The 16,693-nt window shown below is 42.4% G+C and carries 11 protein-coding genes; 9 read left to right on the forward strand and 2 right to left on the reverse strand.

The features are described from left to right. Positions 1-87: 87 nt before the first annotated feature. Positions 88-1,272, reverse strand: a complete 1,185-nt coding sequence (locus tag MHN81_RS18540; RefSeq protein WP_239426392.1) for a quinone-dependent dihydroorotate dehydrogenase — start codon at positions 1,270-1,272, stop codon at positions 88-90. Between the two features lie 153 nt (positions 1,273-1,425). On the opposite strand from MHN81_RS18540, the gene MHN81_RS18545 reads away from it, so the two are divergent. After that, the gene (locus MHN81_RS18545; RefSeq protein ID WP_239426393.1) at positions 1,426-2,001 is read left to right on the forward strand and encodes a hypothetical protein; all 576 of its coding nucleotides are present in this window, start codon (positions 1,426-1,428) and stop codon (positions 1,999-2,001) included. 48 nt (positions 2,002-2,049) lie between these two features. On the opposite strand, the gene MHN81_RS18550 is transcribed toward MHN81_RS18545, so the two are convergent. Further along, complete coding sequence (locus MHN81_RS18550) at positions 2,050-2,523, reverse strand: cytidine/deoxycytidylate deaminase family protein (RefSeq protein ID WP_023399260.1); 474 nt, start codon at positions 2,521-2,523, stop codon at positions 2,050-2,052. A gap of 219 nt (positions 2,524-2,742) precedes the next feature. Here MHN81_RS18550 and MHN81_RS18555 point away from each other — a divergent pair, with 219 nt between their 5' ends. From MHN81_RS18555 to MHN81_RS18590, 8 genes are all read left to right on the forward strand, one after another. Then, positions 2,743-3,174 (forward strand): hypothetical protein, encoded by a 432-nt coding sequence (locus tag MHN81_RS18555; protein WP_239426394.1) that lies wholly within the window; start codon positions 2,743-2,745, stop codon positions 3,172-3,174. Between the two features lie 235 nt (positions 3,175-3,409). Further along, positions 3,410-4,747, forward strand: a complete 1,338-nt coding sequence (astB, locus tag MHN81_RS18560) for an N-succinylarginine dihydrolase (RefSeq protein WP_023399262.1) — start codon at positions 3,410-3,412, stop codon at positions 4,745-4,747. A 209-nt stretch (positions 4,748-4,956) separates the two neighbouring features. Continuing rightward, entirely contained in the window at positions 4,957-5,796 is an 840-nt protein-coding gene (locus tag MHN81_RS18565) for a DUF350 domain-containing protein (protein ID WP_239426395.1), read from the forward strand. Position 5,797: 1 nt separating this feature from the next. Continuing rightward, complete coding sequence (locus tag MHN81_RS18570) at positions 5,798-6,583, forward strand: hypothetical protein (protein ID WP_239426396.1); 786 nt, start codon at positions 5,798-5,800, stop codon at positions 6,581-6,583. Further along, positions 6,583-8,100 carry a polyamine aminopropyltransferase gene (locus MHN81_RS18575; RefSeq protein WP_023399265.1) on the forward strand — a complete coding sequence of 506 codons (1,518 nt, stop codon included), beginning with the start codon at positions 6,583-6,585 and terminating at the stop codon, positions 8,098-8,100. The genes MHN81_RS18570 and MHN81_RS18575 overlap by 1 nt, the downstream gene beginning before the upstream one ends. Positions 8,101-8,415: 315 nt before the next feature. Then, a complete protein-coding gene (locus MHN81_RS18580; RefSeq protein WP_023399266.1) occupies positions 8,416-9,759 on the forward strand; it encodes a tetratricopeptide repeat protein in 1,344 nt (447 codons plus the stop codon). Continuing rightward, entirely contained in the window at positions 9,749-10,957 is a 1,209-nt protein-coding gene (locus MHN81_RS18585; protein WP_023399267.1) for a FecR family protein, read from the forward strand. The genes MHN81_RS18580 and MHN81_RS18585 overlap by 11 nt, the downstream gene beginning before the upstream one ends. Before the next feature lie 10 nt (positions 10,958-10,967). Next, complete coding sequence (locus tag MHN81_RS18590; protein WP_239426397.1) at positions 10,968-16,682, forward strand: Ig-like domain-containing protein; 5,715 nt, start codon at positions 10,968-10,970, stop codon at positions 16,680-16,682. Positions 16,683-16,693 lie beyond the last annotated feature (11 nt).

Genomic DNA, 16,693 nt, shown 5'->3' on the forward strand with positions numbered 1-16,693 from the left:
AAAGTAGGGTGAAAATAGTGGTGATAAACTTTGGAGAATGGAAAAGTTATCACCACTCGTAGCATCAAATTGTTAGGTCAGCTAATGCTATGCTGCAGAGCTTACTTTTGTATCAGACTGATCTTCCTTAGTCTCTTTTATTTTCGGTAATGGGTTCCTAGAGCCGACGGCTTCTTCAATTGAGTTAAAGCCATCCGCCTTAAGTAGCTTAACAAGACCGCGATTGATTTCGCTGATATTTTGTGGTCCGTCAAATATCAAAGTAGAAATCATGTGCAATATACTTGCCCCTGAGGTGATCTTTTCGTATGCATCCTTTGCTGTGAATACACCTCCAACACCTATGATAGTTAATTCTCCACGAGTTCTGCGATAAACGTGTCTAATAACATTTGTGGAGATCCTCTGAAGTGGTAAACCACTCATCGCGCCTTTATGGAATGGTAGTTCATCCTTAACGTATTCCTCATTGTATTTAGGCTTGGCAAGATTTGTGAGCACCACACCATCCATTTTGTGTTCAACACACGCGTCAACAATGATATTGATTTCTTCAAGAGTCATATCTGCAGCGAGTTTCACGTAAATCGGTCTGCCTGCGACTCTCTGCTTATTCACCGCGATGAGCAAAGCATCCAAGTTGTCTTTGTCCACGAATGGTTCGCCATCTTGGGTATTAGGACAGCTGATATTAATTGTGTAGTAATCACCAATGTCTTTGAAGAGCTTCATTGTTTTGGTGTAATCATCGATTGAGTCTTGAAGGTCAAATTCTGGGGTAATATTTGACTTCGCGGCGTTGATACCCACTTTTAATTTTCCAAAGTTAACACCTTTCAAGCGAGATGAAATTTTTTCAGCACCTTGGTTATTTAATCCGTACCACACTAAAATCGATTTTGATTTAACCATTCTGAATAAACGTTTACCTGGGTTTCCTGGGCAAACTTCACCAGTGAATGACCCTAGTTCTGCCAAGCCAAAGCCAATCGATGGATAAATTTTGGTTAATTCGCCGTCTTTGTCAAAGCCTGCGGATAAACCTAATGGGTTTCTATATTTGATACCGTCAACTTCAATATTCAGACTGCGGTGTCCGTAATTGAAGAAAAACGAGGTGATCCAGCGAGTTAGAAAGTTTGAGCCCAATATAACGCCCACACGTTTGAACATGTAGTGTGCGTCCTCCGGGTCCATCAGGAATATCAGCGGACGAACCGCTCTGTATAGTAGCTTTAACACAAAGTTACGAATGCCGATGATAAGGCGCATTTTCAACCTCCAAATTTGTCATCGATTGTTGTTGTTAGGTGCTTTCACAAGCACACCTGGTAACTCATGTTTTTTAGCTTATGATCTTTAAATAATAATAGCAATAAGAATTGTTATCATTTACAGTGTGGTTATGAATTTATGGAGGTGCTAATGAAAAAGCTGATGTTAAAACTCTTGGGTACGCAAGTTGCCAAGCCAATAACACGAAACATAGTGGAGCCTATATGGCAAAGTACAGGTGAAGTCTTCTATCTGTTAAATACCTTGCAGCTGAAGTATGAGTCTCGCTACGGTACGGTGTTTGTTGAATCGTTTAACATAAATGCTTTTATTCACGGTGGCACAGATCCGCTCCAGAAGCTTGTTAGAGAGTTTGGTGAGGAGTTTACTGTATCCGTCTGTGCTGTGGCTTGGGAGCGTTGTGGTAACCAAACGCGAGTCAAGGCAATAGATAACGCGGCTATTTTCAGATTTAACCAAGCATTAGACTCGCCAACGCAAGTACTTTTTCAACACCAGTTTTGTTTAGCCGATGAAGTGAATCGAAGTGATGTAAATATATCTAGAAGTGTCGGAGTATTTAAATACTATAACATTCAAATTAATGAGTTTATTAATCAATTAAAGGAAGCAAATAAACGCATCAATCACGACCGAATCAAGCGCCATGGTATAACTGGGGAAAATTTCAACAAAGATATTTTTGGCAGGTTATCGATGGCGTGAAGGAGAGAGTTAGAGGAGTGGGTAGGGTAGCAACCACTCCTTTAGGGATTATTGGTCGTCGTATGTAGCAACTTCTTGTTCTATTACAACAAGTTCAACCCCCGCCATTGCAAACATGTCTCTCGTTTCTTGGGCTGCGTGATATCGTTTTTTAGCAACCACTTTTGAAATGCCGCAACTGATTATTAGCATTGCACAAACTCGACATGGTTCCATTGTGCAGTACAATGTTGCACCATCTAAAGGTACCCCATACCTCGCTGCCTGACAGATGGCATTTTGCTCTGCATGGATAGTCCGAACGCAGTGTTGCCTTGTTGTTCCATCACTATCAGTCACTTGCTTCATCAAATGACCAACATCATCACAGTGTGGTAAACCAGAGGGGGAGCCCACATAACCTGTTGATATTATTCTTTTATCTTTAACTATAATACAGCCTGATTTGCCTCGGTCACAGGTGGCTCTTTGGCCAACACTGTCAACTAAATCAATGAAGTATTCATCCCAATCTGGTCTCATTGCTTATGCCTTTAATACTACGTTTATATTGATAGTATACGCAGTATTGGCAATAATTCGAAGCCTAACTTTGATATAAAGTAGAGAATAAATATACTTTAATATAGTTTGGTTTGTGGTAAATCTAGAAATTCTATTTTTTTGAGTGTTTTTATTAATTATAATCCTTTTGAATAAGGTGTTTTATTATGGTTTTCTTAATGTTTAATAGGGGGTTATTTGAATAATATACCTTTACTCTTCGCAGCGTTTTCAAGTTTTTTAGCTGCGCTTTTACATATCGGTTGTATTATATTTGGCGCACCTTGGTATCGTTTTTTAGGAGCCACGGAGGAAATGGCTTTGATGGCTGAAGCGGGCAGGATTGAGCCAGCGGTAATGACGTCAGCGATTGCTGGTGTGCTTTGTTTTTGGGGGGCCTATGCATTGTCGGGAGCGGGTGTTATCCGTCGCTTACCCTTTTTAAAGACAGTTATATTTTTAATAGCCATCGTACTTATCGGTCGCGGTATTGCTTTTCCTTTAATCATGTCTATGTTTCCAAATAACTCACTGACGTTTTGGCTTGTCAGTTCTACTCTCTGTGTGTTGATGGGAGGGAGCTACGCATATGGTGGGTGGATCCTTCGAAAACAACAGGCAAAACACTAGGTTTATATTTGTCAATGCACTAAGAGGTTCATTTCCCCTTAAATTATTTTGCATCTTCCGCCTGTGTCCATAATTACCGCCTATATTGAGATTTGGCACTAAACTTGATATCTCGTTGTGCTGGCTTTACTTGCCAGCTCAATGTTGTTTTAAAACAGGTTATTATGAGGGGTTTGACCCACAACCTGTGTGAATCTTACCAATACGGTGCAACACGCACTAAAAGGGGGCAATAATGAACTATTATGAAGTTAATTTCGATGGACTCGTGGGGCCAACACACAACTATGCAGGTCTGTCGTATGGAAATGTTGCTTCAAAAGCGAATGCCAAAAAGTTTTCAAATCCCAAACAAGCGGCCTTGCAAGGTTTGGGAAAGATGTTTGCACTATCACAACTTGGACTGCATCAAGGGGTGCTAGCACCAAATGCACGGCCAGATCTAAAGACATTGCGCTCACTAGGTTTTGCAGGAAGTGATAAACAAGTCATTGCAAAAGCCGCTCAAATAGAACCTCAATTGCTGAAGGCCTGTTATTCAGCGTCTTCTATGTGGACTGCTAATGCGGCGACGATATCCCCAAGCTGCGATACACAAGATAATAAAGTGCATTTTACACCAGCAAACCTAAGCAATAAATTGCATCGAGCCATCGAAGCTGATACCACAGCGCGAATTCTAAAGTCAGTGTTCCACGATGAGGCTTTTTTTGTTCACCACAGTCCATTGCCTCAACACCCTCTTTTTGGAGACGAAGGTGCGGCAAACCATACTAGACTAGCAGACTCTTATAATCACGCTGGCTTAGCACTATTTGTTTACGGTCAGGATAATCTCAGCGAAATCCGGCCCACCAAGTTTCCTGCTAGGCAAACTCGTCAAGCTAGTGAAGCTGTTGCGCGCAGTCATATGTTAAATCCCGATAACTGCCTTTTTATTCAGCAAAACCCAAACGTGATAGATCAAGGGGTATTTCACAACGATGTGATAGCAATAGGCAATGAAAATGTTTTCTTGTTTCACGAACAGGCTTTTTATAATCAACAAGCTTCGGTTAAAAAGATCCGAGATGCTTACAAGGGGAGCCGTCCACTGCACTTAATTGAAGTGTCGGAGTCAGATGTTAGTGTGGAAGAGGCTGTGCAAAGTTACATATTTAATAGCCAGTTAGTTAGCTTACCAAATGGTGGTATGGCAATAATTGCACCAAGCGAATGTCAAAAGGTAGATAGTGTAGAGTCCTACTTGAGCGCATTAAAGCAAGCGAGTACCCCAATCAATGAAGTTATTTATTTGGATGTCAAACAAAGCATGCAAAATGGCGGAGGCCCTGCTTGTCTGCGGTTAAGGGTCGTTTTGTCTGAACAGGAAATTAAAGCAAGCAATCAGTCTTGTTTGCTAAATGAAACCTTGTATCGCACACTTTGTTTATGGGTGGAGAAACATTACAGAGACAAATTGTCTGAGCATGATTTGGCAGATCCTCAATTACTTACCCAAAGCTACACCGCGTTAGACGAACTCAGCCAAATTTTGAATTTGGGCTCTGTTTATGACTTTCAAAGAGTTTAGTTCTCTACGGAATAAAGTAGCGCACATATTGTGCGCTCATCGATTTTGTTTATAAAAATCGGATGAAACTCGATAATTATAAAGACTGAATAATGATACTGATGTTATTATGGGCAAGTTATAGCTTTCGAAAAGAACTCTAAAAGTTTGCAGCTGTACTGGGCTATACGCTAAGTACGACCATTCTAATAAAAAAGTAGTTATTCATTATGTACGATTCACTTCTATTGACATTGCAAAGTTTAAGCTTTGTTGGCTTGTTGCTGGTTATGATGTTTTTGGCCAAATGGTTATATAACTTCACAACACCATACGATACCTTTCATGAAATATTAATTAAGAAAAATAGTGCACTTGCGACATCGGTAGCTGGCTATATTGTCGCCGTTGCCATTATATTTTGCGCTGTGTTAATAGGCCCAAGTGCCGGATTGATCAATGATTTATTGGCTGTATCTGGTTACTGCTTTGTCGGCATGGTAATGCTGCTTATCTCAAGAATCATTAATGATAAGCTAATATTGCACGCATTTTGTAATAAAAAGCAGTTAATAGAAAAGCAAAATGTTTCGACAGGTGCAGTACAAGCTGCAAGTTATATCGCCAGTGCGCTTTTAATCGGTGCTTCCTTACATGGAGAAGGCGGATGGATGTCTGCAATTGTATTTTATGTGTTAGGTCAAATAACCTTGGTAGTGTTCGCGCGCATCTACGATTTGCTGACTGATTATAACTTAATGACGCAATTGGAGTCCGGCAACAACGCTGTAGCAGCAACATTTTCGGCAACATTAATTGCTCTAGGTATGGTGTTATTGCACGCTCTAGTTGGTGAATTCGAAAGCTGGCACGCTAGTATTACTTTGTTTGTTCAAGACGCGGTTATCGGTTTTGTTGTACTGCCGTTGGCTCGTTTGTTCATTGACAAAGTGTTATTCTCGTCTGTGTGTATCGATAAGGCTGTTGGTGAAGAGCATAATATGTCTGTGGCCTTGGTCGAAGGCGCTGTCGCTTTATCAGTTGCAAGCGTGATTGTGGTAGTGCTCTAAAATGATGGCAAGTCGCGTTTTAGTTACAACAATATTGGCGATAGTTGTTGCAGCCTATTTCAACTCTTACTTCGATGAAAGTGTACGGCAGGTAAGGACTGTTCTTGGCAAGTCTTATCAGTCAAAGCCTTATGAATTCCGCGTTTCTGAAGACGGTGCACTGGTGCGCTTTGAAGTCTATGGCAATATGCCAGACAACACCTGGAAAAGTGTAGAGTTTGAAGTTTTTGATCCCAATGAACAGTATTTATTTACACTGAGCAGAGAGCTTTGGACTGAAACAGGCAGAGACTCGGAAGGCTTTTGGAGGGAGTCGCAGGGTGATCTGGATTTTACGATTCGTTTAGCAGAAGCGGGCATTTATAACGTCGTCTTACATGTAAGCAATGGACCTCATAGTTATGGACCTTCGAGGAAAAAAGATTTCAGGTTTAAGGTCACTGAACTAAGAGGTGATGCGGCGGCGTTTTTGGTTTTACTCTTTATACTTGTCCCTATTGCTTTGTTGTGTGGCGTTATTGTTTTTAAGCATATTGAGATGCATAACAAGTACGGTTCAAGAAATGACAGTTACGATTTAGACTTTAAGCCTGTTGGGTGGTTATTAGCGTTATATTCAGTGCTGCTTATCTTTGCATATTTTCTTGCCCAAAATGATTCAGAAGCCGATATCGATTATCACCGAAAAGCAGCTTATAAAAAGCACTTGGCTGTTGACAGACATATGCGTGAACATAGTTTATCAAGTGCAGGATATCGCACTCGCAGTGGGGTTGGAGGCAAGTAATGTTGCGCGAAAGCCATATACTGCTTTTTAGTATTTTCATTGCGGGGCTGTGCTCAATTGTTTATGAGTTACTCATTGCTACGACGGGCTCGTATTTTTTGGGTGACAGCATAACGCAGTTTTCTTTGACCATCGGTGTTTATATGGCATTTATGGGAGTGGGATCGTACCTGTCACGGTTTGTAAAGGATGGCAAGCTACTCGCACAGTTCATTGGGTTTGAATTATTACTCGCTCTGTGTGGGGGCTTAAGTGTGCCGCTGTTGTATTTGGCCTATGCGTTAGATATTTCGGTTCAGGCAACGTCCGTTACGCTGACAGCTGTGATTGGTACGCTAATCGGACTTGAGATCCCGTTACTGAGTCGTTTGATGGAAAAGCACTATAGTCTTAAAGCGAATCTATCTAACGTTTTGTCTATTGATTACTTCGGTGCCTTATTAGCGACCTTATTGTTCCCATTTATATTTCTTCCTTGGTTGGGCATATTTAAGACCTCGCTCACGTTCGGTCTTATCAACTTGTCTATCGCATTGTCATTGTTGTGGTATTTCTCTTCACAAATAATGGACAAGCCAAAATATCAATTACGCATGGCGCTGATATTAGTATCGGTCATTTTGATCGGCACTATGGTATCTAGTGCAAGTTTAAATAAAGCGTGGAATGGGCATGTGTTTGACGACCCTGTCGTACATAGTGAGCAAACCCAGTACCAACAAGTCGTTATGACCAGACATAAGAATGATGTTCGGCTCTATCTCAACGGAGGTCTGCAATTTTCCTCTGTCGACGAGTATCGATACCATGAGGTTTTGGTTCACCCAGCGATGCAGCGTAGGGATGATATTAAACATGTCCTTGTGCTAGGTGGGGGAGATGGACTGGCTGTTAGAGAAGTACTCAAGTACGCCGATGTTGAACATATAACTTTGGTGGACCTAGATCCAGCGGTTGCACGGCTTGCTCGTGAAAACCACTATTTAAAAGATTTAAATGCCAATGCCCTAAACTCAGAAAAAGTGTCAGTATGGCACGGTGATGCAATGGTATTTTTACAACAACTTACGCGTAAATTTGATTTGATAATCGTTGATCTACCAGATCCGAAAACGGTGAGTTTGGCACGCTTATATTCCTTACAGTTTTATCGCCTTATCGGTAGGGCATTAAACCCAAATGGGATATTCGTGACACAAGCGACGAGCCCGTTTTTTGCAAAAGAAGCTTTTTGGTCTATCAGAAATACCGTTGCAGCCAGTGGCATGAAGGAAGTAAAAACTTTTTTTGCGAACGTTCCTTCATTTGGCGAGTGGGGATTTGTGATGGGATGCCTATCAAGTTGCCAGAAGCCATTAAAATACGAGCATATTTCGACGCGTTTTTATCATCATGAGTTGGATAGCGCTATGCAAGTTTTAGCACATGACCAAAAAGTAGATAACGAGGTAGTGAGTACCCTCGATAGGCCTAACGTGCTGTATTTGTATCTTGATGGATGGCGATATTGGAACTAATACGTTCAAAGCCAGCAGCTGATCACCTCCCTAATCTAAGTCAGTTTTCACCCTTCCTCACAGGCCACAACTATATTTGGCTAAGAGCGGCTAAAAATATGTAAATTTTTCGACTAAGTAAGGCTGTTTTCTTGCTTTTAATAAAATGTACCTGAAATCAAAAGTGAATTTTTAACGTCCTTGATTATACTTTGCTTATCCTATCTAGGCATGTTTTAAGTGTTCTAGTCAGTGGCGAGTCGTAGGTCATGTAAAGTGGTCTTGCTTGAAGTAGATAGTGATGAACATACGATAACCAATAATGGGTGATTAGCTATGTCACTAGTACTTCGATGCGTACGGTATGCTCTTATTATAATGGCCAGTGGAGTAAGTTTATTGTGTTTGGCGCAAAGCGAGATGTCGCAGCCAAACGATGAGCTAAAAAAAACGCTCACTGAGATCAAATCTAAACTGACAGCAAAAGATTATCAATCCGCCTTTCGACAGGCCGAAGCGGCTTTAAATGAATGGGCCGGTGATCCAAATTTTGATTTTTTATATGCGCAGGCTGCTTTGGAGCAGGGCAAATACGATGAAGCTATCTTTGCCCTTGAGCGTACGCTTGCGAGTTGGCCTGATCATATTCCCAGTCATTACTTATTGGGTCTGACCTATGCAAAGCAAAATAATTTGGCGCAGGCTAGCAGTGTATTTAAGGGGTTACAGAGATCCCAACTAAGCCCTTCGATGCGCTCGCGTGTTGATCAGGCACTCGAATCAATTGAAAGAAAATCTCAAAAACTCGAACAATCTTTCACTCACGCAATTGCTTTGGCGTTGGGTCATGACTCTAACGTCAACAGTGGTGCGCTAGATGATCGCATTGTGATTGGGGGCGTGCCGTTTTTACTTGATCAAACGAGCCAAAAAACGGCTGACAGCTTTATGCGCTTTAAGTATAACTTTCGCGGGGTATGGCAGCAGACCCAATATCAAAGTTGGAAGCTAGATGTCGATTACTCGGATCAACGTCATCAAGACACCGATGAGTTTGATAGGTATCAAGGCACAATTAGGTTTGGATACGAACATAAACAAGATGCACTGACGCTATCAACTGGGGGGCAATTTGGTGTTTTAACGCTTGATGACAGCACTTATCAGCAAGATATTGGGTTATATGGCTCCGCTCAATACTTCCTCAGTAGTAATTATTTTACAGCCTTCAGTGCTTTTGTATTTTCTCAGAACAATGTTCAAGAGCGGAATTTAGATAGCCGAGTTTATACTGTACAAGGCTCTTTTGGCTATTCCTCCGCTGGTTGGTTGCTCAGAGCGGATGCCGGTTACACTTGGCAGCCAGCGCGATACGACGAAGGCGAACACTATGGACGTGACTATGATTTTGTCTCGGGTTCTATAAGCCATAAAACAAGCGAAAATAGTTTACTTGGTTTTAAGGTGCAATATCGAGACATAGAACACCGCGCTGCGCATCCATTCTTTTTGACAACCAGAAATGAGGAACTGGTCATTCTTAACTTGAATTGGCGATATAGGTGGAGCCAAGCGTTAAGTATTGATTTATCAGCTTCATATTACGACAAACACAGTTCAATTACCTTGTATAGCTACGACAGAACCGAATGGTTCACGGGAGTCCGTTATGAATTCTAACTTTGAGTTAATTGCTAAAAGTAAACTGGCTGCTAGGGTTGCTCTGATAGCTTTTGTGTTACCCATATCTGTCTCAGCTGAACAAGCGGGAAAGACCATAATGTCCCGAGGTGATGTTATTGCTTCAGATAGCAGTACTGAGTCACAGAGGCCATTGAAGCGTCGAAGCCCTGTGTATGATGTCGATGTCGTAAATACAGGTGCCTCAAGCCAAGCACAGTTAAGAATGCAAGATGGTGCTTTAATCGCTTTAAAAGCACAAACCCAGTTGAAGATTGATGAGTATAAATTGGGAAGCGGTGACGGAGGTTCGGTTGTGATGGAGCTTATCTCGGGTGGGCTGCGGACGATCACCGGAGAAATAAAGGGAGACAAAAGCAATTATAAACTGAAAACACCAGTTGGCAGTATCGGGATCCGCGGTACTCATTATGAAGTAGAGTGGAAAAATAATGAGCTATTTTTGGCTGTTTGGGATGGCACGATAGAGTTAGATATGAGCAATGCCGCTGGCGGTGAAGGGCCAGTTTTACTTGGAAAGGGAGGTGATTTTTCATTTGCCAAAGTAAGTGAGAGCGGCACTGTCACATCATTGCTTAAACCCCCATCAGAGCTGTCGTCATTATCTTCAACGCCAAGTCAATCAGCACAATCAACTGAAGCAGAGGAACAGGGAAGCACCATTGCCAATGTTGAAATCAGCACCACAGAACAATCAACACCACTTGCTACAAGTGGCTTCTCACAAATTGTACAGGATGTGTCCCAAAACGAATTTATTAACGAACAAGAGTTGGATAGCATAGGCACAGAGCCTTTAGAGGAGTTGATTGAGCAGCGTTCAGGCACTGCGGCTTATTCCGTAATAGATAGGATTGATGCGACGTCTAGTCTTGGAGCGGTAAGTGCGATTGATATGCAAATGACCGTCAACTTTGACCGAGGAACCGTAGAGCAAGGGGCTCTGTCTTTTCAAGACTCGGGAGGACAGTGGTTCGCTGCGTTTAACGGGCTCATTAACTCGCAAGGGATGACTTTAGGCGTGAACTTTGCCTCGCATGGTAATAATTTAGCAAACGGTACGATTCAAAGTCAGTTTACAGAAGGCCTTGATAAACTAACCGGCTCGTTTAACTTGCAAGAAATAGAAGACCCTAGCGTGTTTGCACAGGGTGCTTTTATTTTGAGTCAGCCTTAGGAGAGTTGCTATGAACCTAAGAGCACTTATTCGAATATTAACGGCAGTATTGCTGACTATATTGGTTAGCAGCTGTGGTGGTGGAAATGACAGCAAGCCACTTCAACAGAGTGGTAATAACAATACCGCTCAGCCAGATAACCAAGCCAACTCTGGGGTGCCAGCTAATTATTCAAACGCCCCTGTGGTCATCGATTTTTCCTATCAACCACGATTTAGGCACGCCCGATTGCAAGAAACCCAAATTGTTGATGAATTGATGATCAATGGTACAGGAGACTTAACTCATCCCGAAGGCACTATAACAGAGCGGGGAAACATCACAGTTGCAGTAGGTAATATCGAAGATCCAGATGGTATTGGTCGTGTTTTGTTAGGCTTTGGTGAAAATGCTGAGCAAGCGATAGTGCTCTGTGATGAAAATTGCGCATCTCCTTTTTCCTTCACCCAAACAGGGGTTAATCCGTTTAACTTCGGCCAACAAAGAGGGAGTATTAATCTTCAAGTGTGGGTCGAAGACTTGAATGGGAATCTGAGCGTAGTTGCGATTAAACAAGTTAATTGGCAGCCAAGATCTATCGTGGTTGAGCCGATACAAAGGGGAGAGGACGGGACGGCTCAGGTAAGTTGGCAAGCTTTAGATAATGCACTGAGGTACAACGCCTATTTGTCAGAGACACCGATAGAAAATTTAAATGAAATCAGAATACTACCGGAAGGAAGTCGCTTTATAGCACTGTCAAATACCAGTCAGACCTTTACAGGTTTAGATCCTAAAAAACACTACTTTGCGCTTATCACAGGCATTGATGGCAGTGGTGAAAGTGCCTTTAGTGAATCAATTTTATTACCTGCTACAGAGTTAACTCCACCAATTGCCAACGATGATACCTTTTCAGGTCTACAATTTGAGTCTATTTTAGGTAATGTTTTAAGCAATGATAGAGACCTAGGTTTTGGTCCTTTGCAAGTTTCAACTAGTCTTGTCACTCCCCCTCAAAACGGTACTGTCAGCATGTCCGACAATGGGACGTTTACTTATGTCCCAACAAATAGTTTTTTTGGTACCGATAGCTTTGAATATCAAGTACAAAATGCTCAAGGAGCAACGGCACAGGCCACAGTAACTCTTGATATCGAGGCTGTTCAAATATCCATCCTGACGCTTAACAATACGTATAAAGTCGAGAAAAATACCGAGTTATCAGTCGCCAATAGAGGGGTGTTGGTTAACGATATACATTTGGGTGAACAAGAGCTACTTGTGGATACTCAGCCCGAACGTGGAGTGAATAATGGCACGCTGGTGCTGAATTCAGATGGGACCTTTGTATATACGCCAAATGCTGAATTCGTTGGAGAAGACTCATTTACGTACAACGTGCGAAGTAACGATGGTGAGGTTCAGACTGCGGAAGTAACCATTATTGTTGAAGAGGAAGTTACTAATCAGCCTCCTGTGGCTGTCAATGATCTATTTGAAACCAGCGAAGACTTTATTCTGTCAGTTGCGGCGCCTGGGGTGTTAGAGAATGACTCTGATGAGGTACTAAGCGGTATTTCACTCGGTATTGAAAGTGCGACGAGTAACGGCACTCTGGAATTAACAGAAGAAGGTGGGTTTAGGTATATTCCAAATGCAAACTTTGCCGGGCAAGATGTCTTTATTTACAGTATTACTGATGAAGCGGGATTAAGTGCCAGCGCTCATGGCGTGATTACAGTTGTTGCAGTGAATGACCCTCCAATTGCAAATGATGACTCTGTAGAAGTAGCCCAAGGGCAAGCCGTATCAATAAGTGCCACTAGCAATGATGAAGATATCGATGGGCAATTAGATTTATCTACCCTCGAAATAATCATGCCACCTATGCATGGCTCCGTATCGATTAATTCAGGTACTGGGCAGTTTGTGTATCAAAGCAATGCGGACTTTAGAGGGGAAGATTATTTCATTTATGTTGTGAGTGACAACGAAGGCGCAAGATCAAACGAGGCATTAGTGAGGATTTTTGTCACAGGTGACAATGCCGCACCTGTTGCAGTGAATGACTCGGCAAGCACATCGCAGGGTTTTCAAGTAGATATTAACGTCTTGGCTAATGACTCTGACCCTGATGGTTCGCTGGTATTTGACACTATAGAAATCACCACAGCGCCATCCCATGGTCAAGTGAGAAAAAATAGCAGCGATAACGTATTGATTTACATACCAGAATCCGGCTTTTCTGGAACAGATTCATTCCAGTATCGGGTGCAAGACAACGAAGGTGCTCTATCAAACATTGCTTCGGTTACTGTTACTGTGCAAGCGATAAATCAAAGTCCAATTGCAAATAATGATAGTGCGCAAGTCGAGATTGGTCGTTCGGTCGTCATTGAAGTATTAAACAATGATTCAGACCCAGATGGATCTATTGACTACAGTTCCCTGGAATTGGTCTCTAGCCCTAGTAAAGGCAACGTGACGATAGTGTCAACGGGGAGTATTTTGTATGTTCATACCGGAACAGCGGTGGGTACGGATAGTTTTTCATACCAAGTGAGTGATAATGATGGCTTGCAATCTAATATCGCGATTGTGTCTATCACTATTGTGGAACCTGATACCACACCTGTTGCCGTTGCCGATGTTGCCACCCTAGATAAAAACACGTCTGTGATGATCGATGTTTTGAGTAATGATGAAGCGAAAGGACAAACTTTAAATCTATCCACAATTGAGATTGTGAGTGCCGTTCAGCACGGTTCTACTTTTATTGATACATCTACTGGCTATATCAGTTATATTCCAATCACAAACTTTGTTGGCACTGACAGTTTTACCTATCAAGTTCAAAATACACTAGGTGAAACATCGAATACAGCAACTGTTACAATAACTGTAGCACCGAGAAACTACCCACCTACGGTTGTGCCTAATTCGGGGAGTATTGACACAAATGCTGTCAATGGTGATCTTGTGCTACAAGTTGCAGCGTCAGATCCTGATGGTGATGATATTAGTTATACCTTGACGGGTACCAACTCAAGTCTATTCTCAATTGCTCAAAATGGTAATGTTACCGTTGCAAATGCGAGCCAGATAAGTAGCAACGGTGAAGCAGTCTATACATTGACAGTGGAAGTGTGTGACAACATTTCACCTCCTTTATGTACCAGTGCGTCTATTACTATCAACGTGAGTGTAGCGGTACAAACCTATGTTGCTAATAAACTCACTTCGTTTGGTACAGATGGCCAGCAGGTTGTGCGTTTAAGAGCCAGCATGGAGTACCATGAATACGGGCAAACACTGGTTTTATCTGATGGTAAGTTGTTGACTGTTGGCGGGGTAGGACAGTTTGAAGCAAGCATTAGCAGAAATATTCATCGCGCGGCAGTTAGTAGGCTAAATTCTGATGGATTCTTTGATAGGACGTTTGCAACAAATGGTGTATTCACAAGTCATTTCGGCATCGAAGTCGCCGGGCAGCCACAAAATATAGTGGCCAGCGCAGTTGCGATTGACAGTGAAAATAGAATCTATGTCGCAGGTTATGCCGATTTTGGTGCTACTCAAGAACTCCTTATATTTAGACTCACGGCAGATGGCACTCATGATACCAGCTATGGCGCAGGCTCTGGTTATACACAATTGCCTTTAACATCCGGCGCGCGCGTTGAGCCAGTGGCAATTTTTGTTGATGATGCGCAGGTCGTTACTGTCGTTTCAAATGTGACAGTGAGCACTCAGACGACCATCATGGTTCGTCGTATTGGCAGCAACGGAGAGGTGAATGGATCATTGGATATAGCACCTAACTCATCTCAGTTTGCGAATGGGGCTGTTGGTTTAAGTGGCACCATTTTAGTGTATGGAGAAACAACATCTGAAGCGGGCAACAAAGATGTGTTAATGACACGCTTTAATGATTCTACGTTGAGTTTAGACACAGCGTTTGGCGCCTCGGGCACGTTGCAGCTAGACATAGCGTCTATGTCATTTGACGACCGCGTAAATGATGTTCTTCAACTTTCAGACAATAAACTCTTAGTTACTGGTGATACCTACTTACCTGGCGGGACAATAAAATCGACATTTGTTATGCGACTAGCTAATGAGGGGACGCTCGACAGCACTTTCGATACCGACGGTTTTAAAGTATACGATTTAAATGAGTTGCCTTCTTCGTCGATTAGTGGACTTGACTTAAGTAGTTGGCACGCTTCCGGAAAAGGGCTGTTTGCGGATGAAACTCACTATTACATTGGTATTGGTAGAGGCCAGTCAACATCGTCCTATAGCGTCGCTCAAATATTTAGAACCTCTCATGTAGGTGTTGCTGATTCGGATTGGGTGCCTGATTTAGGCGGTCCTACAGTGTTCAATTCCTTAGGGTTAAATCCTGGAGAGATGTTACGTACTGCACAAGGGCTTCTGATCCCCGGGGATAAGTACAATCTGATCGGAAATAACTTCTTCAGATCATACTGGTTTGGTGAGTTTACTTTAGCGGGGGCGCCCAATGCGACATTTGGAAGTAACGGCGCGGCAAACGTCACTGTTGGAGATGCAGATGAACGCTTTGAGTTTGGCCTCTTATCTGTATTGCAAAGCGATAAGTTTTTCTTAGTTGGTGATGCAAAGACATCTCAAAATAATGATGTGCCCTATATTTACAAGCTGGATTCGACAGGTAAAGGTTCAGCAGATTTTGGTAATTTGGGAATATCACAAGTTTCTACGGGCATCAATGCGATTGCCACAGCATCTGCTCAAACAATTGCTGGAAATGTCCTTATGGCCTTTAGTGGGGTAACCTCCAATGCCGATGCATACATCGCTAGCTTTGCTGCTGGTAGCATTCAAGATATGAGCTTTGCAGGTGGTGTAAATCAAGGAATCGTGCAAATATCTGCAAGTACATACTCTGGGGAGTCTATTACAATCAAAAGGTTGTATGGGCTTGCTACAGGCGATTTCCTCGCATTTGCAAAAATCTATGATGGCTGTATAAATCAAAGCTATGGCTTTGTTTTCTCAAGCTTAGGTGTGTTAACTGGTAGTTTTCAATACCCAGTACCAGGTACACCAGCCTGTAATACATCAGCAAGAAGCATTGATTTTGTTCATCCAGTATCGACATTTTTGGTAGGAATAGGCACGGATGAGCAAGTATTCCCAGAGCCGAGAGTGATCCTTGCTAAAGCAACAGTAACCGGAGCACTAGATCCAACCTTTGGCAACATGGGTGTTGCCGAATTGGATATCGGTTTGACGTCAGGTGAAACAATAGCGTTGCAAGGCTCCTTGGTTGACTCAGAAGGGCGGTTTGTCATCTTCGGTACTGCAGGAAGTAAAAACTTTGTGCTGAGAGTTAATGCAAATGGCTCTATTGATAGTAATTTTGGTTCGGCTGGTGTAATGACGTTTGAACAGCTGGGCTCAACGGCTGTGAGTGTTAAGCAAGGTTGGGTTCAAAGCACAGGGGAGCTTGTGTTATTCCTTCAAGAAACTGGGGGGCTGAACGTATATATTGCGAGGGTTAAACTGGCAGATGACGCGGGGACATTTGATACGACGTTTAACTCAGTGGGTTATCAAAACTTTGCTACCGCCATGACAGGGCAGCTTTCTTCTGCTATTAGTTTGAATAACGGCGATAACTTTGTACTTGTTTTACAACAGGATGAACCGAAAGTCATAGTGTTGCAAGCTGGTAAAATCGAAATTGCTGATTAGCAGCTAGCGAG

The organism is Pseudoalteromonas sp. Of7M-16 (assembly GCF_022347805.1).
Taxonomy (GTDB): Bacteria; Pseudomonadota; Gammaproteobacteria; order Enterobacterales; family Alteromonadaceae; genus Pseudoalteromonas; species Pseudoalteromonas luteoviolacea_F.

Excerpts from the sequence above, each read along its gene's own strand:
- MHN81_RS18540 (WP_239426392.1), bottom strand. The coding sequence starts at position 1,272 with ATGCGCCTTATCATCGGCATTCGTAACTTTGTGTTAAAGCTACTATAC.
- MHN81_RS18545 (WP_239426393.1), top strand. The coding sequence starts at position 1,426 with ATGAAAAAGCTGATGTTAAAACTCTTGGGTACGCAAGTTGCCAAGCCA.
- MHN81_RS18550 (WP_023399260.1), bottom strand. The coding sequence starts at position 2,523 with ATGAGACCAGATTGGGATGAATACTTCATTGATTTAGTTGACAGTGTT.
- astB (WP_023399262.1), top strand. The coding sequence starts at position 3,410 with ATGAACTATTATGAAGTTAATTTCGATGGACTCGTGGGGCCAACACAC.
- MHN81_RS18565 (WP_239426395.1), top strand. The coding sequence starts at position 4,957 with ATGTACGATTCACTTCTATTGACATTGCAAAGTTTAAGCTTTGTTGGC.
- MHN81_RS18570 (WP_239426396.1), top strand. The coding sequence starts at position 5,798 with ATGATGGCAAGTCGCGTTTTAGTTACAACAATATTGGCGATAGTTGTT.
- MHN81_RS18575 (WP_023399265.1), top strand. The coding sequence starts at position 6,583 with ATGTTGCGCGAAAGCCATATACTGCTTTTTAGTATTTTCATTGCGGGG.
- MHN81_RS18580 (WP_023399266.1), top strand. The coding sequence starts at position 8,416 with ATGTCACTAGTACTTCGATGCGTACGGTATGCTCTTATTATAATGGCC.
- MHN81_RS18585 (WP_023399267.1), top strand. The coding sequence starts at position 9,749 with ATGAATTCTAACTTTGAGTTAATTGCTAAAAGTAAACTGGCTGCTAGG.
- MHN81_RS18590 (WP_239426397.1), top strand. The coding sequence starts at position 10,968 with ATGAACCTAAGAGCACTTATTCGAATATTAACGGCAGTATTGCTGACT.